Below are 16576 nucleotides of genomic sequence, written 5' to 3' on the forward strand. Positions count from 1 at the left end.
TATCGTCGCGGAGTGGAGAAAGTCATCATGACGTTGCGTGGCGCGCCCGGTGACGAGGCGTGGTGCACCCGCGTGCGTACCGAGGTCGCCGAGCAGCTGGCCGACACCGGTGTCGCCGGACTCACAATGAACGTGCGCGATGCTGCGGTCACCGACTCGTTGATGACGCCGACCACGCTCGACCCGCCGGTGATCGGTGTCGTCAGCATCTGGACGGATCAGTATTACGGGTCCCAGATCGCCTCTGCCGCCGAGATTCTGAGCCGACACTGCGAGGAGCTCGCCGCGTACCTGGTCACCGAGTCGGTCCCGTTGCAGCCCCCGCGAACCGCACCCGGGGAACGGACGCCGGGTCTGGCCAACGTCGCTCTGCTGCGCCGGCCGGCCGACATGGACGAGGGGACGTGGCTGACGAGATGGCATCGCGACCACACCCAGGTGGCGATCGACACCCAGGCGACGTTCGGCTACACCCAGAACACGGTGGTCCGTGCGCTCACCCCGGGGGCCGAACCGATCTCCGCGATCGTCGAAGAACTCTTCCCGCTGGCCGCGACCACCGATCTGCACGCGTTCTTCGGCGCCGCGGACGACGACGATCTGTCCGACCGTATGACGCGAATGATGGCCAGCACCGCGGCCTTCGGCGCCAACGAGAACGTCGACACCGTTCCGAGCAGCCGCTACGTGCTGCGCGACCCGTTCGCTACGCTGCTGCCGTGACTCTGCAGATCAGCGATGACAACCGGGTTCGCACGCTCACGCTCGACCGGCCCGAGGCGCTGAACGCGTTCACCGAGGAGCTCTACCTGGCGACCGCGACGGCGCTCGGCGAGGCCTCTGCCGATCCCGACGTGGCCGTCGTGCTCCTCACCGGCGCGGGCCGCGCGTTCAGCGCGGGTAACGACCTCAAGGAGATGCAGGCCCGCATCGCCGACGGCTCCTACAGCGGGGGCAGCAACTTCCCGACGATGATCACCGCGCTGGCGGACCTGACCAAACCGTTGATCTGCGCGGTCAACGGCGTCGGGGTGGGGATCGGGACCACCATCCTGGGTTACGCGGATCTGGTGTTCATGTCGTCGACGGCGCGGCTGAAGTGCCCGTTCACCAGTCTCGGCGTCGCCCCGGAGGCGGCCTCGTCCTATCTGCTACCGCAGCTGATGGGCCGGCAGAACGCGGCGTGGATGCTGTTGTCCTCGGAGTGGGTGGACGCCGACGAAGCGCACCGGATGGGCATCGCCTGGAAGGTCTGCGCTCCCGAGGAGCTGCTGCCCGAGGCGCGGCGGCACGCGGATGTGCTTGCCGCGCGGCCCGTTTCGAGCCTCTCGGCGGTCAAGCGCACGATCGCTGCGAGTTACCGGGCGGGAATCGCCGAGGCCACCGCGCGGGAGAATGCCGAATTCGCCGAGTTGCTGGGCGGGGTGGCCAACGCGGCCGCGTTGGATCAGTTCAGCCAGCGACGCTGATTGCCGGCGCGGCCGGGACCTGGGCGAAGTGCGCCTCGATGATGGCCCGCAGGTTGCGACGGCAACGGCCGCAGTCACCGCCGGCTCCACAGGCCTCGGCCAGGTCGCGCGACGTGCGGGCGCCGTTGGCCACGAGCTCGCCGACGACGTGGCTGGTGGTGCCGGTGCACAGGCAGACGAACATCCGTTACGCCCATCCTCACTGTCGTCGCCGAATCGGTCAGTGCAGCCTTACCTTCGGTAGCGAAGTCTAGCCTTACTTTCCGGGATCGGTCCAGGCCCACCTCGCCGCGGCGGCCGGAGATGCGTCGGCCGAGGCCGGCGGTGCACTAGATTGAACGTGCTCGCACGACAGTCCGTGTGAGTCAATGACCTGGTTGAGGAGCAAGCCATGCAAGGGGATCCCGAAGTTCTGAAGTTGCTCAACGAGCAGCTGACGAGCGAGCTGACGGCGATCAATCAGTACTTCCTGCATTCGAAGATGCAGGACAACTGGGGCTTCACCGAGCTGGCCGAGCACACCCGCAAGGAATCCTTCGAGGAGATGGTTCATGCGGAGAAGATCACCGACCGCATCCTGCTCCTCGATGGCCTGCCGAACTATCAGCGACTGTTCTCGCTGCGCGTGGGCCAGACCGTGCGCGAGCAGTTCGAGGCCGACCTCGCCATCGAGTACGAGGTGGTCGCCCGGTTGAGGCCGGGAGTCATGATGTGCCGCGAGAAGGGTGACGCGACGTCGGCCACGCTGCTCGAGGGGATCCTGGCCGACGAGGAACTGCACATCGACTACCTCGAGACGCAGCTGGAGCTGATGGGCAAGCTGGGCGAGGAGCTCTACCTGGCTCAGTGCGTGTCTCGTCCGCCCGGCGTCGGCACGAACTAGAACGCGTTACACTTCGGCCATGAGCCGAATCGGGGACTTCGCCGACGATGACGTGACCGGCTTCGCGGTGACGTCGCCGGAGCTCGGCGCCGCGATGGCCCGGTTCAGCAATGCGGTGTACACGAAGAACCGGTTGCCGATGCGCACCCGTGAGGCGGCCCGCATCGTGATCGCGTACGCCAACGAGTGCGTCACGTGCCAGAACACGCGCGACAGCGACGGCGAGGCCAACGGCATCACCGAGGAGTTCTACGACTACGCCACCCAGTGGCGGACGTGGCCGGGCTACAGCGACCAAGAACGTATCGCGATGGAGTTCGCGCACCGGTTCGCCACCGACCACACCGGGCTGCGCGACGACGAGGATTTCTGGGCCCGGGCCAAGGAACACTTCGACGACGAGTTGCTCACCGATCTGGCGATCTCGTGCGCGATGTGGGTCGGCATGGGCCGCATGCTGCGCACCCTCGACATCGGACAGGCCTGCGCGATCACGCTGTGAACGCGACGGCCCGACGGCAGAATGACCGCATGGCCGCCAAACCGCTCGCCGCCGCGGCGATCGCCCAACTCGAATCCGACGGCGTCGCAACCCTCATCGGCACCGTCGTCAACCCCGCCGGACTGATGCACGCCAAGACCGTTCCGCTGCGCCGGATGGGGTCGTTCGCCGATCCGGGACTCGGCGCCAGCCCGGTCTGGCATGTGTTCACGCTCGATCAGGTCGGCATCGCGTTCAGCCCGGCGACCGGCGTCGTCGGGGATCAGCGAATCCGGATCGACCTCGGCGCGCTGCGCATCCTCGGTGACGGGTTCGCATGGGCACCAGGTGATTTCCACAGCCAGGACGGGTCCGTCGATCCGTTCTGCACCCGTGGAACGCTGCGCCGGGTCCAAGAAAGACTCGCGCATGCGGGTTTCGACGCGTTGGTCGGCCACGAGATCGAATTCGTGCTCGTCGGACCCGACGGGGCCGCGCTGCCTGCCGACCTGTGGGCCCAGTACGGGCTGGCGGGAGTCCTGGAATACGAGGGCTTCGTCCGCGACGTCACGGCCGCGGCGACGGTATCGGGGGTCGCGATCGAGCAGTTCCATCCCGAATACGGGGCGAACCAGTTCGAGGTCTCGCTCGCCCCGCTTCCGCCCGTCGCCGCGGCCGATCAGGTGAGCCTGATGCGCATCATCATCGGCCGCGCAGCACGCAGATACGGTCTGCGCGTCAGCCTGTCACCGGTGCCGTTCGCCGGCAGCGTCGGATCGGGCGCCCATCAACACTTTTCGCTCCTCCGTGACGGCGTACCCGTCTTCTCCGGTGGCGACGGCCCCGCCGGCATGACCGGGGAGGGAGCGTCGGCGGTGGCGGGCGTACTCGCCGGCCTCGCCGAGGCGCAGGCGGTGCTCAGCGGTTCGATCCTGTCCGGGTTGCGCATGCAGCCGGGCAGCTGGGCCGGCGCGTACGCGTGTTGGGGTACCGAGAACCGGGAAGCCGCTGTGCGTTTCATGACCGCGGGACCGGCGAACGTGTACGGGGCGAACGTCGAGGTCAAGATCATCGATCCGTCGGCGAATCCCTACCTGGCCTCGGCCGCCGTGCTCGGTCTCGCACTCGACGGCATCGAATCGGGGCGCAGCCTGCCCGCCGAGGTGGCGGTGGACCCGTCATCGCTGTCCGAGGCGCGCCGCACCGAGGCGGGCATCACGGTGCTGCCGACCGATCAGCGGGCGGTGCTCGACGCCCTGGACAGCTCGAGCACACTTCGCGGGATCCTGGGCGACCCGGTGGTCGACGCGGTGCTGGCGGTGCGCCGCTACGAAGACGAAACCTACGGCAACCTCAGCCCGGAGGAGCTCACCGACAAGTTCCGCCTGGCCTGGAGTGTGTGACCGAGCACGTCTGACCCCTTGACAACGTACAACCATTCGGTTGTATGTTGGTGCGGTGGATGTGCTCGACGAAGACCGCGCCGACGCGCTGTTCCATGCGTTGGCCGACCGGACCCGACGCGACATCGTGCGCCGAGTCCTGGCGGGCGAGGCCTCGGTGTCCACGCTCGCGGCCCACTACGACATGAGCTTCGCCGCCGTGCAGAAACACGTCGCCGTGCTCGACCGAGCCGGGTTGATCACCAAGCGCAGGCGAGGCCGCGAACAACTGGCCCGCGGCGAGGTCACCGCGATCCGGTCCGTGGCCTCGCTGCTGACCGAGCTGGAACAGGTGTGGCGTGGCCGCATCGCCCGTATCGACGACCTCATCGCATCCGACGACACCGCTTCCGACAACGCTGCATCCGAGAACACCCGAGAGGACTGACCATGCCCGTCACCGACGTTCACCACGACCTCGACGCCCGTAGCCTGACCATCGTCGCTGATTTCGCCACGCCCGTCGAACGCATCTGGCAGATCTACGCCGACCCACGCCAGCTCGAAAAGGTCTGGGGGCCGCCGGAATACCCGGCCACCGTGGTCGATCACGACCTACGACCGGGCGGGCGGATGACCTACTACATGACGGGACCCGACGGCGAGAAGTACGCCGGGTACTGGGTTGTCACCACGGTCGACGAGCCGCACGGGTTCACGTTCGACGACGGCTTCGCCGAACCCGACTTCACCCCCAAAACCGAACTGCCGGTGTCGAAGAACGCGTTCACGTTCGTGCCACACGACGGTGGCACGCGCGCGACGTACACGAGCAGCTACGCATCGGCCGAGGCGCTGCAGCAGGTGCTCGACATGGGCATGATCGAAGGCGCCACGTCGGCGACCAACCAGATCGATGCCCTGATCGCCGGCTAGCTAGCGCACGCCGCGCAGCAGCCGGCCCGGCCGCGCGCCGGTGTCCGCCCCGTGCCGGCGCGTCACCACGCCGCTGACGACGGTCGCGTCGTATCCCGAGGCGCCCTGGATCAGGCGACGCCCACCGGCCGGCAGGTCGTAGACCATGCGCGGGACATCGAGGCGCAGCGCGTCCATGTCGATCACGTTGAGATCGGCCTTGCGCCCCTGGGCGATCACTCCGCGATCGGACAGCCCGAAAAGCGTTGCAGTGTCCAGGGTCTGCTTGCGCACCACGTACTCGAGGGAGAACTTCGGCCCCCGGTGGCGATCGCGCGCCCAGTGCGTGAGCAGGAACGTGGGGTAGGACGCGTCGCAGATCAATCCGCAGTGCGCCCCACCGTCGGAGAGCCCCGACACCGCGGCCGGGTGGGTCATCATCTCGTAGATTGCGTCGTGATTGCCCTCGGCGTAATTGAAGAAAGGCAGCATCAGCATCGCGGTGCCGCCGGAGGAGAGCATCAGGTCGTACATCGTCGCGAGCGGATCCTCACCGCGGCGGGCGGCGATCGCGGCGACCGTCATGTCCGGTGTCGGCTCGTAGTCCGGCGGGTCCCCGATGGGGAAGATCTTGTCGACGCTGTACTGGATCAGCGCGTACAGCCCGTCGAACATCGGCACCGGCTGCGGCGGCAGATCGGTCTCGGACAGGATGGCCGCCCGCACCGCAGGCTCCGCGAGCCGGGCCATCAGATCGGTGTGGCCGAGTTCGGCCTTCAGTTTCCGGTAGGTCGGACGGTGGGTGAACGCGTGGTATCCGCTGAAGCCGAACAACATCCCGAACGGGCGGGCGGCGAACTGTGCGATGAGTTCGATGCCCTGCTCGAAGGCGGCGCCCGCACGGTCGAGTTGGTGGCGCCACAGATCGGGTGCGCCGCCGGTCTGGATCATCGTGAACGACACCGGCCGCTCGATCTCGGCCGAGAGCTTGGTCATCCAGTCGAGTTCCCGCATCGTCGCCTCGGCGGGGCTCTCGCCGGCGGTGCCCTGGGGCGACACCTCGAACACGGCCCTGCCGCCGGCGGCCATCGCACGACCCAACCCGAACAGTTCCGCCTCCGCGGCGTAGGTGCCGGGCACGGGTTCACCGTCGATGGCGCGGTGCGCTTCGGTGCGGGAGGTCGAAAAACCCAGTGCACCCGCCTCGATCGCCTCGGTCACGATGCGCGCCATCGCCGCGATGTCGTCGGCGGTGGCCTCCTCGTTGCGGGCGCCGCGTTCACCCATCGCATAGCCGCGAACGGCCCCGTGTGCCACCTGCGTGCCGTAATCGACTGCCAGAGAACGCTTCTCGATGGCGTCGAGATACTGCGGAAAGCTCTCCCACTGCCAGGTGATGCCCTCGGCCAGCGCGCTGCCGGGGATGTCCTCCACGCCTTCCATCAGCTCGATCAGCCATTGTTCGCGTCCCGGCCGCACCGGTGCGAAACCCACGCCGCAGTTGCCGCTGACCACGGTCGTCACGCCGTGCAGGCTCGAGGGCGCCAACGTGTCGTCCCAGCTGACCTGGCCGTCGTAGTGGGTGTGCACGTCCACGAACCCCGGCGTCACGAACCGCCCTGTCGCGTCGATGTGCTCGGCGGCGTCGGTCGTCAGCCCCTCGTCGTCGCCGCTGCGCCGCCGCACCTCGACGATCCGGCCGTCCTTGACCCCGATGTCCGCCCGGAACCGCTCCGCCCCGGTGCCGTCGACGACGGTGCCGCCGGTGATCTTCAGGTCCAGCATCGGGTCTCCTGTCAGACGAGTCCGGTCGCGTCGAACACCCACGACATGTCGGCGGTGGCGAAGTCCGCCATCCAGCTGGGCGGGGCGTGGTTGGCCAGCGCGCCCATGTCCCAGTAGTCCTTCCACAACGTGATCTTCCCGTCGACCACCCGGTGCACGGTGACGAACTGCAGCACCGCCGATTCGCCTGTGGCCCAGTGCCATTCCTCGTGATGTTCGTACATCAGATCGGTGCCGTTGCTCACCATCAGGCCGGGGAAGTTCTCATAGGACGCCAGCGGCTCCAGGCCGATCTTGAGTCGTTTGACGATGTCCTCGGGCCCGCGGGCCGCCGCGGCGGGGCCGACCGGCATGTCCAGATAGATGCAGTCCTCGGACAGGTGGGTCTTCAGCGCCTCCCAGTCGCGGGCCGACAGCGCCGCCCACATGCCCGCGACGGTCTGCTCAGCCGACACGGGTCAGCTCACCGGCCGACGAGGCCAGAGCCCGGACGCGGTGTGCGGCCCGCAGGAACCGACCGGTGCGCTGGGTGCCGACGACGTCGGTGAGCGCCCCGTCGCGGAACACCGTGCGCCCGCCGACGAGCACCGCGCGCACGGTCTCGTCGTTGCGGTTCACCATGCGGGGCAGCCCGCCGTACTGCTCGACCGGCGATTCGGCGTAACGGTCCAGAGAGTCGTCGAGACGTTCGGGGTCGATGACCACGACGTCGGCCCGGTCGCCGACCCGCAGATGGCCGGCGTCGACGCGGTACCAATCGGCCAGTTCGCCGGTCAGCCGGTGCACCGCGGCCTCGATGCTCATGAACGGCGTGCCTGCGCGTTCGGCGTCACGGACGTGCCGCAGCAGCCGCAACCCCATGTTGTAGAAGGCCATGTTGCGCAGATGCGCGCCGGCGTCGGAGAACCCCATCTGCACACCGGGGTCACGCGCCAGCATCTTGAGCACCTCCGGTCGGTGGTTGGAGATGGTGGTCCGCCACCGCAGCGCCGCACCGTGCTCGAGGACCAGGTCGAGGAAGGCGTCCGCCGGATGCAGCCCGCCGCGATCCTGTCCGACCTGACCGAACGACTTGCCGATCACCGAGGCGTCGGGGCAGCCCACGATCTCGGCGTCGAAGAAGTCCCGGTGCCAGACCCGCATCCCGAACCTCGCGTCGTAGTCGCGGCGGAAGCGGCGCCGGTAGTTCTCGTCGCGCAGCAGTGCGTTGCGTTCCACCTCGTCGCGCAGGTGCAGGGCGGCCGCGCCGGCGCCGAACTCCTCGAAGATGACCAGGTCGATACCGTCGGCGTACACCTCGAAGGGCACCGGCAGGTGCTGCCAGCGGAAATCGCCACCCAGCCCGTTGACCAGCCGGGCGAGCGGGCCGAGGATCTTGACCGCGACCGGGTTCGACTTGATGTCGGCGGCCGAGAGCAGGCTGGTCTTCAGCGGGTTGCGCACGATGCCCAGCGACTGGAAGGCCTGCGAGGCGATGTCGACCGGGTTCTCGATGTCGGGTCCGGATTGCAACACCCGGTTCGCCTTGCGCAGCATCGCCTTGAGCCGGCGCAGCTCGCGGGGCTTGGCGTAGGTCGACGGCAGGGTCCGCGACCGGCAGACCTCACCGTCGAGCTTGTCGAAAAGTAGTTGCTGCGACGACATTCCGACGAAACCGGCGCGCAACGCCTCGGCCAGCATGCCCTCCATGCGCGCCTGCTCGGCCCTGGTGGGGCGCTCCTCGGAGCGGGTGGCGCGGTCCAGACCCATCACCGCCGCGCGCATGTCCGAGTGACCGATGAACGCCGCGACGTTCGGCCCGAGCGGACGGTCCTCCAACGCCGCGATGTACTCCTCGCCGTCACGCCAGGTCTTGTGCGCCTCGATCGCGGCGACCACGTGCTGGCGGGGGATCGCCTCCACCCGGCCGAAGATGTCGCCGGCGTCGGGGCCGTCCACGTAGACGGTCGAGAGCGAACAGGAACCGAGCAGCACGGTGGTGACACCGTGGCGCAGAGACTCCGACAGGGCCGGCTCACCGAGCACCTCGACGTCGTAGTGGGTGTGGATGTCGAGCATGCCGGGCAGCACCCACGCGCCGGATGCATCGATCACCTCGGCGCACTCGGCCTCGGCGAGGTCGTCCTCCGTGATCGCCGCGACGTGTCCGTCTTTGATCGCGAGGGTGCGTATCGCAGACGGGGCGCCGGTGCCGTCGAACCAGCGGCCGTTGCGAATGATCGTGTCGTAGGTCACAGTGCTGCTCACGTCCCCATCGAACAGGGCCACACGACACGTGTCAACGGCATCGTGAACACATTTTGCGAATTGTCTACCGGGCCCAGCGCATAATCGAGCAGGTGACGCCGCTGCAGCGCTACATCGCCGAAGAAATCGCCACCGACCACGTCGACGGCCTCCTGTCCCGCCGCGAGGCGCTGCGCCGGCTGGCCCTGCTGGGGATGAGCGCCGCCGGTGCGTCGGCACTGATCGCCGCCTGCTCGGACAACGCGAACAACCGCACCACACCGACCGATCCGACGAGTTCGACCGGTGCATCGGGCTCGTCCGGCACCCCGGCATCGTCGTCTCCACCGCGCGGGGAGCCCCCGGGCCAGGCCGGCGCTCTGCCCACCACACCGGTCACCTGGGCCGGCCCGGCCGGAGAACTGCAGGGCGCATGGGCCGAGGCCGCCGACGCGCGCGGCGGCATCCTGGTCATCCACGAGAACAAGGGCCTCACCGACTGGGTGCGGTCGGTCGCAGGCCGGTTGGCCGGGGCCGGCTACTCGAGCCTGGCCGTCGATCTGCTGTCCGGGAGGGGCGGCACCGACACATTCACCGACCCGGCCGCGGCCACCGCCGCGCTCGGCCAGATCCCACCCGACACCATGGTGGCGGACCTGCAGTCCGGCATCGCCGAGGTGGCCCGCCGCACCCCGGGGCGCAAGCTCGCCGCGATCGGGTTCTGCATGGGCGGAGGACTGGTCTGGCGCCTGCTCGACACCGGGGTGCCGCAGCTTGCCGCGGCGTTCCCGTTCTACGGCCCCACTCCTGAGGACCCCGACTTCTCGAAGTCCGCCGGGGTGGCCGTGCTCGGCTTCTACGGAGAGCTCGACCAGCGCGTCAACGCCACCGAACCGGCCGCCCGTGCCGCCCTCGAGAAGGCCGGGATGGTCCACGAACTCGTCACCGAGCCGGGCGCCAATCACGCGTTCTTCAACGACACGGGGGAGCGGTTCGACCAGACCGCGGCCGATGACGCGTGGCGCCGCACACTGGACTGGCTCGTCGTGCACGTCGGCTGACCCCGGCCCGGGGGGCCGGCGGGGTTCGTCTGCACCGCCTGTTCGGCAACCCGCCACCTCGCCGTCGACTTCTGCACATTCCGGCACGTTCTGATGCCACCATGCGGGTCGTCCAGGTGGCCAACTTCTACGGGCCCCGATCCGGAGGCCTGCGCACCGCGATCGATCGGCTCGGCGCGGAATACCGCGCCGCCGGTCACGATGTCTTCCTCGTCGTTCCCGGACCGCGCCGCGAATGGACCACCGGTGCAACCGGTGTCGTTCGGGTCTCGTTGCCCGCCTTCGAAATTCCGTTCACTGGCGGCTACCGCGCGGTGTCGCCCCGCCCGGTCAGGAAGCTGTTGGAGGCACTGCGCCCCGACGCGCTGGAGGTCTCGGACCGGCTGACGCTGCGCTCGCTGGGGCCGTGGGGCCGCGCCCGCGGCGTGTCCACGGTGATGATCTCCCACGAACGACTCGACCGGCTGGTCGGCCAGATCCTGCCCACGCGGTCGGCTGAAGCGGTGGCCGACGCCGCCAACCGACGGACGGCCGCCAACTACGACGTCGTGGTGTGTACGACGTCGTTCGCGCGTAAGGAGTTCGACCGCATCGGCGCGACCAACCTGGTCACCGTGCCCCTCGGCGTCGATCTCGACCAGTTCCACCCGCGGCACCGCTCCACGGTCGTTCGCTCTCAGTGGGCCGCACCAGGACAGACGTTGCTGGTGCACTGCGGCCGCCTGTCGATCGAGAAGCATCCGCACCGAAGCATCGATGCGCTCGCGGCGCTGCGCGATCGAGGTGTCGACGCGCGCCTGGTGATGGTCGGCGACGGGCCGCTGCGGGCCCGGCTGCAACGACAGGCGCACCGGCTGCCGGTCGACTTCACCGGGTACGTCGGCTGCCGCGACACCGTGGCGGCGATCCTCGCCAGCGCCGACGTCGCACTCGCACCCGGCCCCCACGAGACCTTCGGCCTTGCCGCGCTGGAAGCGCTCGCCTGCGGAACGCCCGCGGTGGTGTCGCGGACCTCGGCCCTGGCGGAAATCCTCACCGTGGACAGCGGCGCCGTCGCCGACAACGACCCGCGCGCCATCGCCCACGCCGTCACGGCGGTCATCAACCGGCCCGAGGACCACCGCAGACACAGCGCCCGCCGCCGGGCCGAGCAGTTCACGTGGCCGCGCTCGGCCGCCGGGATGCTCAGCGCACTGCGCGTGCAATAGCGGGTCGGCCGCCGCTGCGGTGGCCTACGATCCCAGGCATGCTGCGCATTCTCGCCGTCGTCGCGGCCGGGACGCTGACCTTCGGGACGGCGGGGGTCGCGCGCGCCGAACCCCAGGAGGGCAGCTGCGATTACGCGCTCTCTCCACCGACTCTGGTCACCGTGTCGGGCACCACGATGGTCACCGCCACCGTGTCACCACGGGCATGCACCGGCGCGATGACCTTCCAGACCGTCGCGTGTGTGGCGATGGACGGTGACCCGGGCCCGGGTCACTGCAGCCAGGGACGGGGAATCCTGCCGGCCCAGGTGTACTTCCAGCCCTACCGTCCCGGGGCCGCCTACACCTCGACCGGTCGCGGATGTGCCTCGGCGGGCAATCCCCCGCAGGCATCGTGCCGCGAGACCGGCCCGCTGACCGTCACGCTCTGACCGACGGTTTAGCGCAGCAACCGCCCGGGCATCCGAGCGCTTATTGATGGGGTCGTCAACGTCGCACGGCCCCGCGCGAGCCGAGGAGCCGTCATGGACAGCAACAACACCGTCTGGATCGTGGTGGCCGTGGTCGCGGCGATCCTCGTGATCGCAGCGATCGTGTTCGTCGCGCGCAGTGCCCGAAACAAGCGCCGCGCCGCCGAAGCCGACCGCATCCGCAGCGAGGTCGACCACGACAGCCAGCGCGTGCAGCGACAGGCCACGCTGGTGGAGGAGACGGAGGCGAAAGCCCGTGCCGCACAGGCCGAAGCCGACGCCAAGGCCGCCGAGGCCGCGCGCCTGGCGGAGACCGCCGCAGGTCGCCGGGACGCGCTGACCAACTCGCAGCAACATCTCGACGCGCGTCGCGAGCATGCGGACAAGCTCGACCCGCGGGTCCGCCGGTCCGACACCGATGTCAGTGCCGACGACGACGGCGCGGGGACCGGGGGACGACACAGCAGTCAGGACGCGGGGCGCGACACCCATCGGGTGGCCCCTGACGCCACCCGGAACTGAGCTACCCGGTCCAGGCGACCGGCAGCCGCTTGATGCCGTGGATGAACGCCGATTGCAACCGGTCGGGTTCGCGGACGGCTCGCAGGTCGGGCACGGCGCGGTGCAGTTCCTCGAACGCCACCGTGATCTCCCGGCGGGCCAGGTTGGCCCCGAGGCAGAAGTGCGCACCGCCGCCCCCGAAACCCACATGCGGGTTGGGATGCCGACGCACGTCGAACGTCCACGGATCGGCGAACTTCGATTCGTCTCGGTTGGCCGAGCCGTACCACAGACTGACTTTGTCGCCGGCTGCGATACGCACGCCGCCCAGTTCGACATCCCGGGTGGCGGTCCGCCGCATGTAGGCCACCGGTGAGGCCCAGCGCACGATCTCTTCGACCGCGGTCGGGGCGATGGCTTCGTAGTCGGCCCACCAGATGTCGCGCTGCTCCGGGAAGCGGCTGAGCGCCAGCACGCCGTGGCTGATCGCGTTGCGGGTCGTCTCGTTGCCCGCCACGACGAGCAGGATGAAAAAGGACGCCACCTCGGCCGAGGTCAGCCGTTCGCCGTCGAGTTCGGCGGCGACCAGGGCGGTGGTCAGATCGTCGGCGGGATGTTCGCGCCGGTCGTCGGCGAGCGCCGTGGCATACGCCCCGATGGCCATTGCGACGGAGACGAACTCCTCGAAATCGGTGGCGATGTCGGGGTCGCCGAACCCCAGGATGACGTTGGTCCAACCGAAGACTCGCTGATGATCGGACTCGGGGATCCCCATCATGTCGCAGATGATCTGCAGCGGTAGCGGTCCGGAGAACTCGGCCACCAGATCGGCGTGCCCGTCGGGGTGTGCGGCCACCATGTCGGCCACCAACCGCGCTGCCCGCGCTCGCACCGAATCCTCGATCATCGCAAGCACTTTCGGGGTGAATGCGCTGCGCACGATGTTACGCAACCGGGTGTGGCGAGGGTCGTCCATCGCGATCATCGAGCCGAAGTACTCGGCCAGTTCCGGGGATTGATCGCCGATCACGATGCCCAGCGCCGAGCTGAAGATCTCGGGGTGCCTACTGGCGTAGAACACATCGTCGTAGCGGGTCAGCGCCCAGTGCCCGGCTATCTCGGCATCCCCGTCGGCCACGAACGCCTCGAAGAAACGGACGGGCGCCTCGCGGCGCAGTGTGGCGAACGCGCCGTCACGGATGTCGTCGTCGAGGCCCCAGAAATCCCACGACGCCAGGTCGGCGTCGGCCAGAGAGATGTCCGGCGGGGGAGTGCCGTTGACCCGGGTCACGTCGCCGAGTGTCGTGCCGAGTTCCGGGCTGCTCATGCAACCCGAGCGTAGCGTCAGGGCCGCGCTTGGTGACCCTTTCGGCCGTGTGTGCGACGGTCCTCTTTCATCCGCGCCTCGTGCAGGTGGCGTTGCCCGTCGACCAGGTCGTCACGCACCCGCTTCTCGTGGTCACGCACGACGTCCCAGTAGGTGTCCTCGAATTCTTCGATGATCTGGAAGGTCCATCTGCCCTCGAGGACGTTGCGGCCCACGACCTCTGTCTCCAGGCGCTCGGCGACATCGTCGTGGCCGGCCTCACGGAGCGCGTCGCACGCCTCGCCGAGCAGCAGATCGGCGCGACCCATCAGCTGGTGGAACGAATACAGGTGGCCCCGTGCGCGTTCGACCCACTCCAGCGCTTCGGTCACCTTCCCGACGGCATCGACCGTGGCATCGCTTGCGTCAGTCACGCCAGCGAGGTACCCGGCTTGCCTGCGGTGCAATCGCGGCGGGTGTGTCGAGTGTCTGACGGCGCAGCCCGACCGGTGGTCGGCTCAGCGTTCGTCGTCGTCGATCGGGACGTCGATCGTCTGCTCGATCAGATCGGCCTCGCTGGCCTGCCAGTCCCGCTCGCCGGCCACCCGATCGGCGTCCCGCCACGCCCCGTCGTCGGCCTCGCCATCGGCAGCGTCGCCGGGGTCGACCGGTGCCCGCTGCTCGGCCACGTCGGCTTCGGGAGCGTCGTCGAACGGGTCGTCCTGGGGTGTTGTCACGAGAGTTGCCTCCGAGGATGGATGGGCGGTTCGGCGGTCTCCCCACGATAGTTGGCCGCGCACCCGCTCGACGATTCACGGTCGCACACCATGCTCGGGTACTGTGCGTAGCAACTTTCGCCCTGGGCGAGACAGGCCCTCGAAGACGGTGGGGCCGTCCTCGCAAGCACTCGAGATTCAAAGGTCAGTGATTTGCCAGACACCACCAACGGAACCCAGGACCTGACTCCGCATTTCGAGGACGTCCAGTCGCACTACGACCTCTCCGACGACTTCTACCGGTTGTTTTTGGATCCCACGCAGACCTACAGCTGCGCCTACTTCGAGCGCGACGACATGACGCTCGAGGAAGCCCAGCTGGCCAAGATCGACCTGTCGCTGGGCAAGCTCGGCCTCGAGCCCGGTATGACGCTGCTCGACGTGGGCTGCGGCTGGGGCGCGACGATCAAGCGGGCCGTCGAGAAATACGACGTCAACGTCGTCGGCCTGACACTGAGCCGCAACCAGCAGGCGCACGTGCAGAAGGTGCTCGACGGCCTCGACAGCCCCCGCAGCAAGCGCGTGCTGCTGCAGGGCTGGGAGCAGTTCCACGAGCCGGTGGACCGGATCGTGTCGATCGGCGCGTTCGAGCACTTCGGCCGTGACCGCTACGACGAGTTCTTCAGCCGGGCCTATGACGTGCTGCCCGCCGACGGCGTGATGATGCTGCACACCATCGTCAAGCCCGATGACGAGGAATTCGCCGCAAGGAACCTGCCGGTCACCATGACCAAGATCAGGTTCTTCAAATTCATCATGGACGAGATCTTCCCGGGCGGGGATCTGCCGCAGCCGGTCAAGGTCAAGAGCCACGCCACCAAGGCCGGTTTCGGCGTCGGGCTGGTCCAGCCCCTGCGGCTGCACTACGCCCGCACGCTGGATCTGTGGGCCGCCGCGCTGGAGGCCAACAAGGATCAGGCCATCGCGATCCAGTCCGAAGAGGTCTACGAGCGCTACATGAAGTACCTGACCGGCTGCGCCGACCTGTTCCGCGACGGCTACACCGACATCTGCCAGTTCACCCTCACCAAGAGCTGAGTCGGGGCTTCAGGTAGGACGCTTCAGGTAGGACCGGGCCGGCTGGCCCGGCTCGCCGCCGGCTGCGTCGCGCCGCCGGGCCGCCATGCCGGCCAGCGCCTCGAACACCACCCGGTGCGCGGCGTTGACCGTCAGCTCGGCGTGGTCATAGGCCGGTGCCACCTCGACGACGTCGACGCCGGCCACGTCGTGCTCGTAGCAGAGCTGCCGGACCATCCGCAGCAGGTCGGCACTGGTGATGCCGCCCGGCTCCGGGGTTCCGGTGCCGGGCGCGTGCGCCGGGTCGAGCACGTCGATGTCCACCGACACGTACAGCTTGTCGGCCTTGGCCAGCGCCTCGCCGACCGCGTCGGCCATCACCGCCTTGAAGCCGCGCTCCCAGATCTCCTGCATGGTGTGCCAGGTCATCTTCTGTTCTTGCATCCACTCGAACGTGTCCTGCGGGGGCCAGTAGCCGCGCAGTCCCACCTGGACGAAGTGAGAGCCGGGTACCGCGCCGGACTCGATCAGCCGGCGCATCGGGGTGCCGTGGCTGGCGAGGTTGCCCTCGATCTCGTCGGCGGTGTCGGCGTGCGCGTCGAAGTGCACGATGCCGACGTTGCCGTAGCCGTGCACATCGGCCACCGCCGTGGCGGCCGGCCAGGTGATCGAGTGGTCGCCGCCGAGGATGACCGGCACGATGCCGCGGCCGGCGATCGCTGCCACGCGGTCCTTGATGTTCTGGTGTGAGACCTCGGTCTGCCCGTGCGGGCAGTAGGCGTCGCCGAAGTCGACGACCTCGAGCCAGTCGAAGATCTCCAGGCCCAGGTCCATGTGGTAGGTGCCCGGCTCGTAGGCGGTGGCGCGGATCGCCCGCGGGCCGAAGCGGGCCCCGGGCCGGTTCGTCGTCGCGATGTCGAAGGGGGCGCCGACGATCGCCACGTCAGGTTTCCAGGAATCCAGCTGGGCGGTCTCGGTCAGGAACGGCCGGTGGCCGAAGGACGCCACACCCGCGTAGGCGAGCTCCAACTGCTCGACCATGCCGGGCGGGAGATCGCGCTGGTGTCCGTGCTCATGACCCATGGGCAGACCGTAC

General features: G+C 68.7%; 20 protein-coding genes. 12 read left to right on the forward strand and 8 right to left on the reverse strand.

Annotation, left to right across the window (positions count from 1 at the left end):
- Positions 1-12 precede the first annotated feature (12 nt).
- Both ACXYX3_RS13505 and ACXYX3_RS13510 read left to right on the forward strand, forming a co-directional pair.
- Positions 13-723, forward strand: a complete 711-nt coding sequence (locus ACXYX3_RS13505; protein ID WP_458607854.1) for an EthD domain-containing protein — start codon at positions 13-15, stop codon at positions 721-723.
- A complete protein-coding gene (locus ACXYX3_RS13510) occupies positions 720-1469 on the forward strand; it encodes an enoyl-CoA hydratase/isomerase family protein (protein WP_458607855.1) in 750 nt (249 codons plus the stop codon). Before ACXYX3_RS13505 ends, ACXYX3_RS13510 begins: the two co-directional genes overlap by 4 nt.
- Here ACXYX3_RS13510 and ACXYX3_RS13515 read toward each other — a convergent pair.
- Positions 1453-1653 carry a (2Fe-2S)-binding protein gene (locus ACXYX3_RS13515; RefSeq protein ID WP_241206464.1) on the reverse strand — a complete coding sequence of 67 codons (201 nt, stop codon included), beginning with the start codon at positions 1651-1653 and terminating at the stop codon, positions 1453-1455. The genes ACXYX3_RS13510 and ACXYX3_RS13515 overlap by 17 nt on opposite strands.
- A gap of 207 nt (positions 1654-1860) precedes the next feature.
- Here ACXYX3_RS13515 and bfr point away from each other — a divergent pair, with 207 nt between their 5' ends.
- The 5 genes from bfr to ACXYX3_RS13540 are packed head-to-tail and all read left to right on the forward strand — an operon-like array spanning position 1861 to position 5151.
- The gene (gene bfr, locus ACXYX3_RS13520) at positions 1861-2352 is read left to right on the forward strand and encodes a bacterioferritin (protein ID WP_241206463.1); all 492 of its coding nucleotides are present in this window, start codon (positions 1861-1863) and stop codon (positions 2350-2352) included.
- 19 nt (positions 2353-2371) lie between these two features.
- On the forward strand, positions 2372-2854 hold the full coding sequence (locus ACXYX3_RS13525; RefSeq protein WP_241206462.1) for a carboxymuconolactone decarboxylase family protein: 483 nt from the start codon (positions 2372-2374) through the stop codon (positions 2852-2854).
- A gap of 29 nt (positions 2855-2883) precedes the next feature.
- Positions 2884-4236: a type I glutamate--ammonia ligase gene (locus tag ACXYX3_RS13530; RefSeq protein WP_458607856.1), complete on the forward strand. Its 1353-nt coding sequence runs from the start codon at positions 2884-2886 to the stop codon at positions 4234-4236.
- Positions 4237-4291: 55 nt separating this feature from the next.
- Positions 4292-4663 (forward strand): ArsR/SmtB family transcription factor, encoded by a 372-nt coding sequence (locus tag ACXYX3_RS13535; protein WP_241206460.1) that lies wholly within the window; start codon positions 4292-4294, stop codon positions 4661-4663.
- 2 nt (positions 4664-4665) lie between these two features.
- Positions 4666-5151 (forward strand): SRPBCC family protein, encoded by a 486-nt coding sequence (locus ACXYX3_RS13540; protein WP_458607857.1) that lies wholly within the window; start codon positions 4666-4668, stop codon positions 5149-5151.
- On the opposite strand, the gene ACXYX3_RS13545 is transcribed toward ACXYX3_RS13540, so the two are convergent.
- From ACXYX3_RS13545 to ACXYX3_RS13555, 3 genes are read right to left on the reverse strand one after another with little or no spacing between them, the layout of a single operon-like run.
- Positions 5152-6915 carry an N-acyl-D-amino-acid deacylase family protein gene (locus ACXYX3_RS13545; RefSeq protein WP_458607858.1) on the reverse strand — a complete coding sequence of 588 codons (1764 nt, stop codon included), beginning with the start codon at positions 6913-6915 and terminating at the stop codon, positions 5152-5154.
- Positions 6916-6926: 11 nt separating this feature from the next.
- Complete coding sequence (locus tag ACXYX3_RS13550) at positions 6927-7343, reverse strand: nuclear transport factor 2 family protein (protein WP_241206483.1); 417 nt, start codon at positions 7341-7343, stop codon at positions 6927-6929.
- Positions 7344-7359: 16 nt separating this feature from the next.
- Positions 7360-9150 (reverse strand): N-acyl-D-amino-acid deacylase family protein, encoded by a 1791-nt coding sequence (locus ACXYX3_RS13555; protein WP_458612081.1) that lies wholly within the window; start codon positions 9148-9150, stop codon positions 7360-7362.
- Positions 9151-9254: 104 nt separating this feature from the next.
- On the opposite strand from ACXYX3_RS13555, the gene ACXYX3_RS13560 reads away from it, so the two are divergent.
- The 4 genes from ACXYX3_RS13560 (at position 9255) to ACXYX3_RS13575 (ending at position 12402) form a co-directional block, all read left to right on the forward strand.
- Entirely contained in the window at positions 9255-10202 is a 948-nt protein-coding gene (locus ACXYX3_RS13560) for a dienelactone hydrolase family protein (protein ID WP_458607859.1), read from the forward strand.
- Between the two features lie 101 nt (positions 10203-10303).
- Positions 10304-11410, forward strand: coding sequence for a glycosyltransferase (locus ACXYX3_RS13565; protein WP_458607860.1), 1107 nt, complete (start codon positions 10304-10306; stop codon positions 11408-11410).
- A gap of 38 nt (positions 11411-11448) precedes the next feature.
- Positions 11449-11841: a hypothetical protein gene (locus ACXYX3_RS13570; RefSeq protein ID WP_458607861.1), complete on the forward strand. Its 393-nt coding sequence runs from the start codon at positions 11449-11451 to the stop codon at positions 11839-11841.
- Between the two features lie 93 nt (positions 11842-11934).
- Entirely contained in the window at positions 11935-12402 is a 468-nt protein-coding gene (locus ACXYX3_RS13575; protein WP_458607862.1) for a hypothetical protein, read from the forward strand.
- A 1-nt stretch (position 12403) separates the two neighbouring features.
- On the opposite strand, the gene ACXYX3_RS13580 is transcribed toward ACXYX3_RS13575, so the two are convergent.
- From ACXYX3_RS13580 to ACXYX3_RS13590, 3 genes are all read right to left on the reverse strand, one after another.
- On the reverse strand, positions 12404-13708 hold the full coding sequence (locus tag ACXYX3_RS13580) for a cytochrome P450 (protein WP_458607863.1): 1305 nt from the start codon (positions 13706-13708) through the stop codon (positions 12404-12406).
- 17 nt (positions 13709-13725) lie between these two features.
- Entirely contained in the window at positions 13726-14121 is a 396-nt protein-coding gene (locus tag ACXYX3_RS13585; protein ID WP_458607864.1) for a hypothetical protein, read from the reverse strand.
- Between the two features lie 84 nt (positions 14122-14205).
- Complete coding sequence (locus ACXYX3_RS13590; RefSeq protein WP_458607865.1) at positions 14206-14424, reverse strand: hypothetical protein; 219 nt, start codon at positions 14422-14424, stop codon at positions 14206-14208.
- A gap of 192 nt (positions 14425-14616) precedes the next feature.
- Between ACXYX3_RS13590 and ACXYX3_RS13595 the strand changes: the two genes are divergently transcribed.
- Complete coding sequence (locus ACXYX3_RS13595; protein ID WP_458607866.1) at positions 14617-15501, forward strand: cyclopropane mycolic acid synthase family methyltransferase; 885 nt, start codon at positions 14617-14619, stop codon at positions 15499-15501.
- 9 nt (positions 15502-15510) lie between these two features.
- Here ACXYX3_RS13595 and speB read toward each other — a convergent pair whose 3' ends face one another.
- Positions 15511-16563, reverse strand: coding sequence for an agmatinase (gene speB, locus ACXYX3_RS13600; protein ID WP_458607867.1), 1053 nt, complete (start codon positions 16561-16563; stop codon positions 15511-15513).
- Positions 16564-16576: the final 13 nt, after the last annotated feature.

It is taken from the genome of Mycobacterium sp. Panama NTM2 (assembly GCF_054355555.1).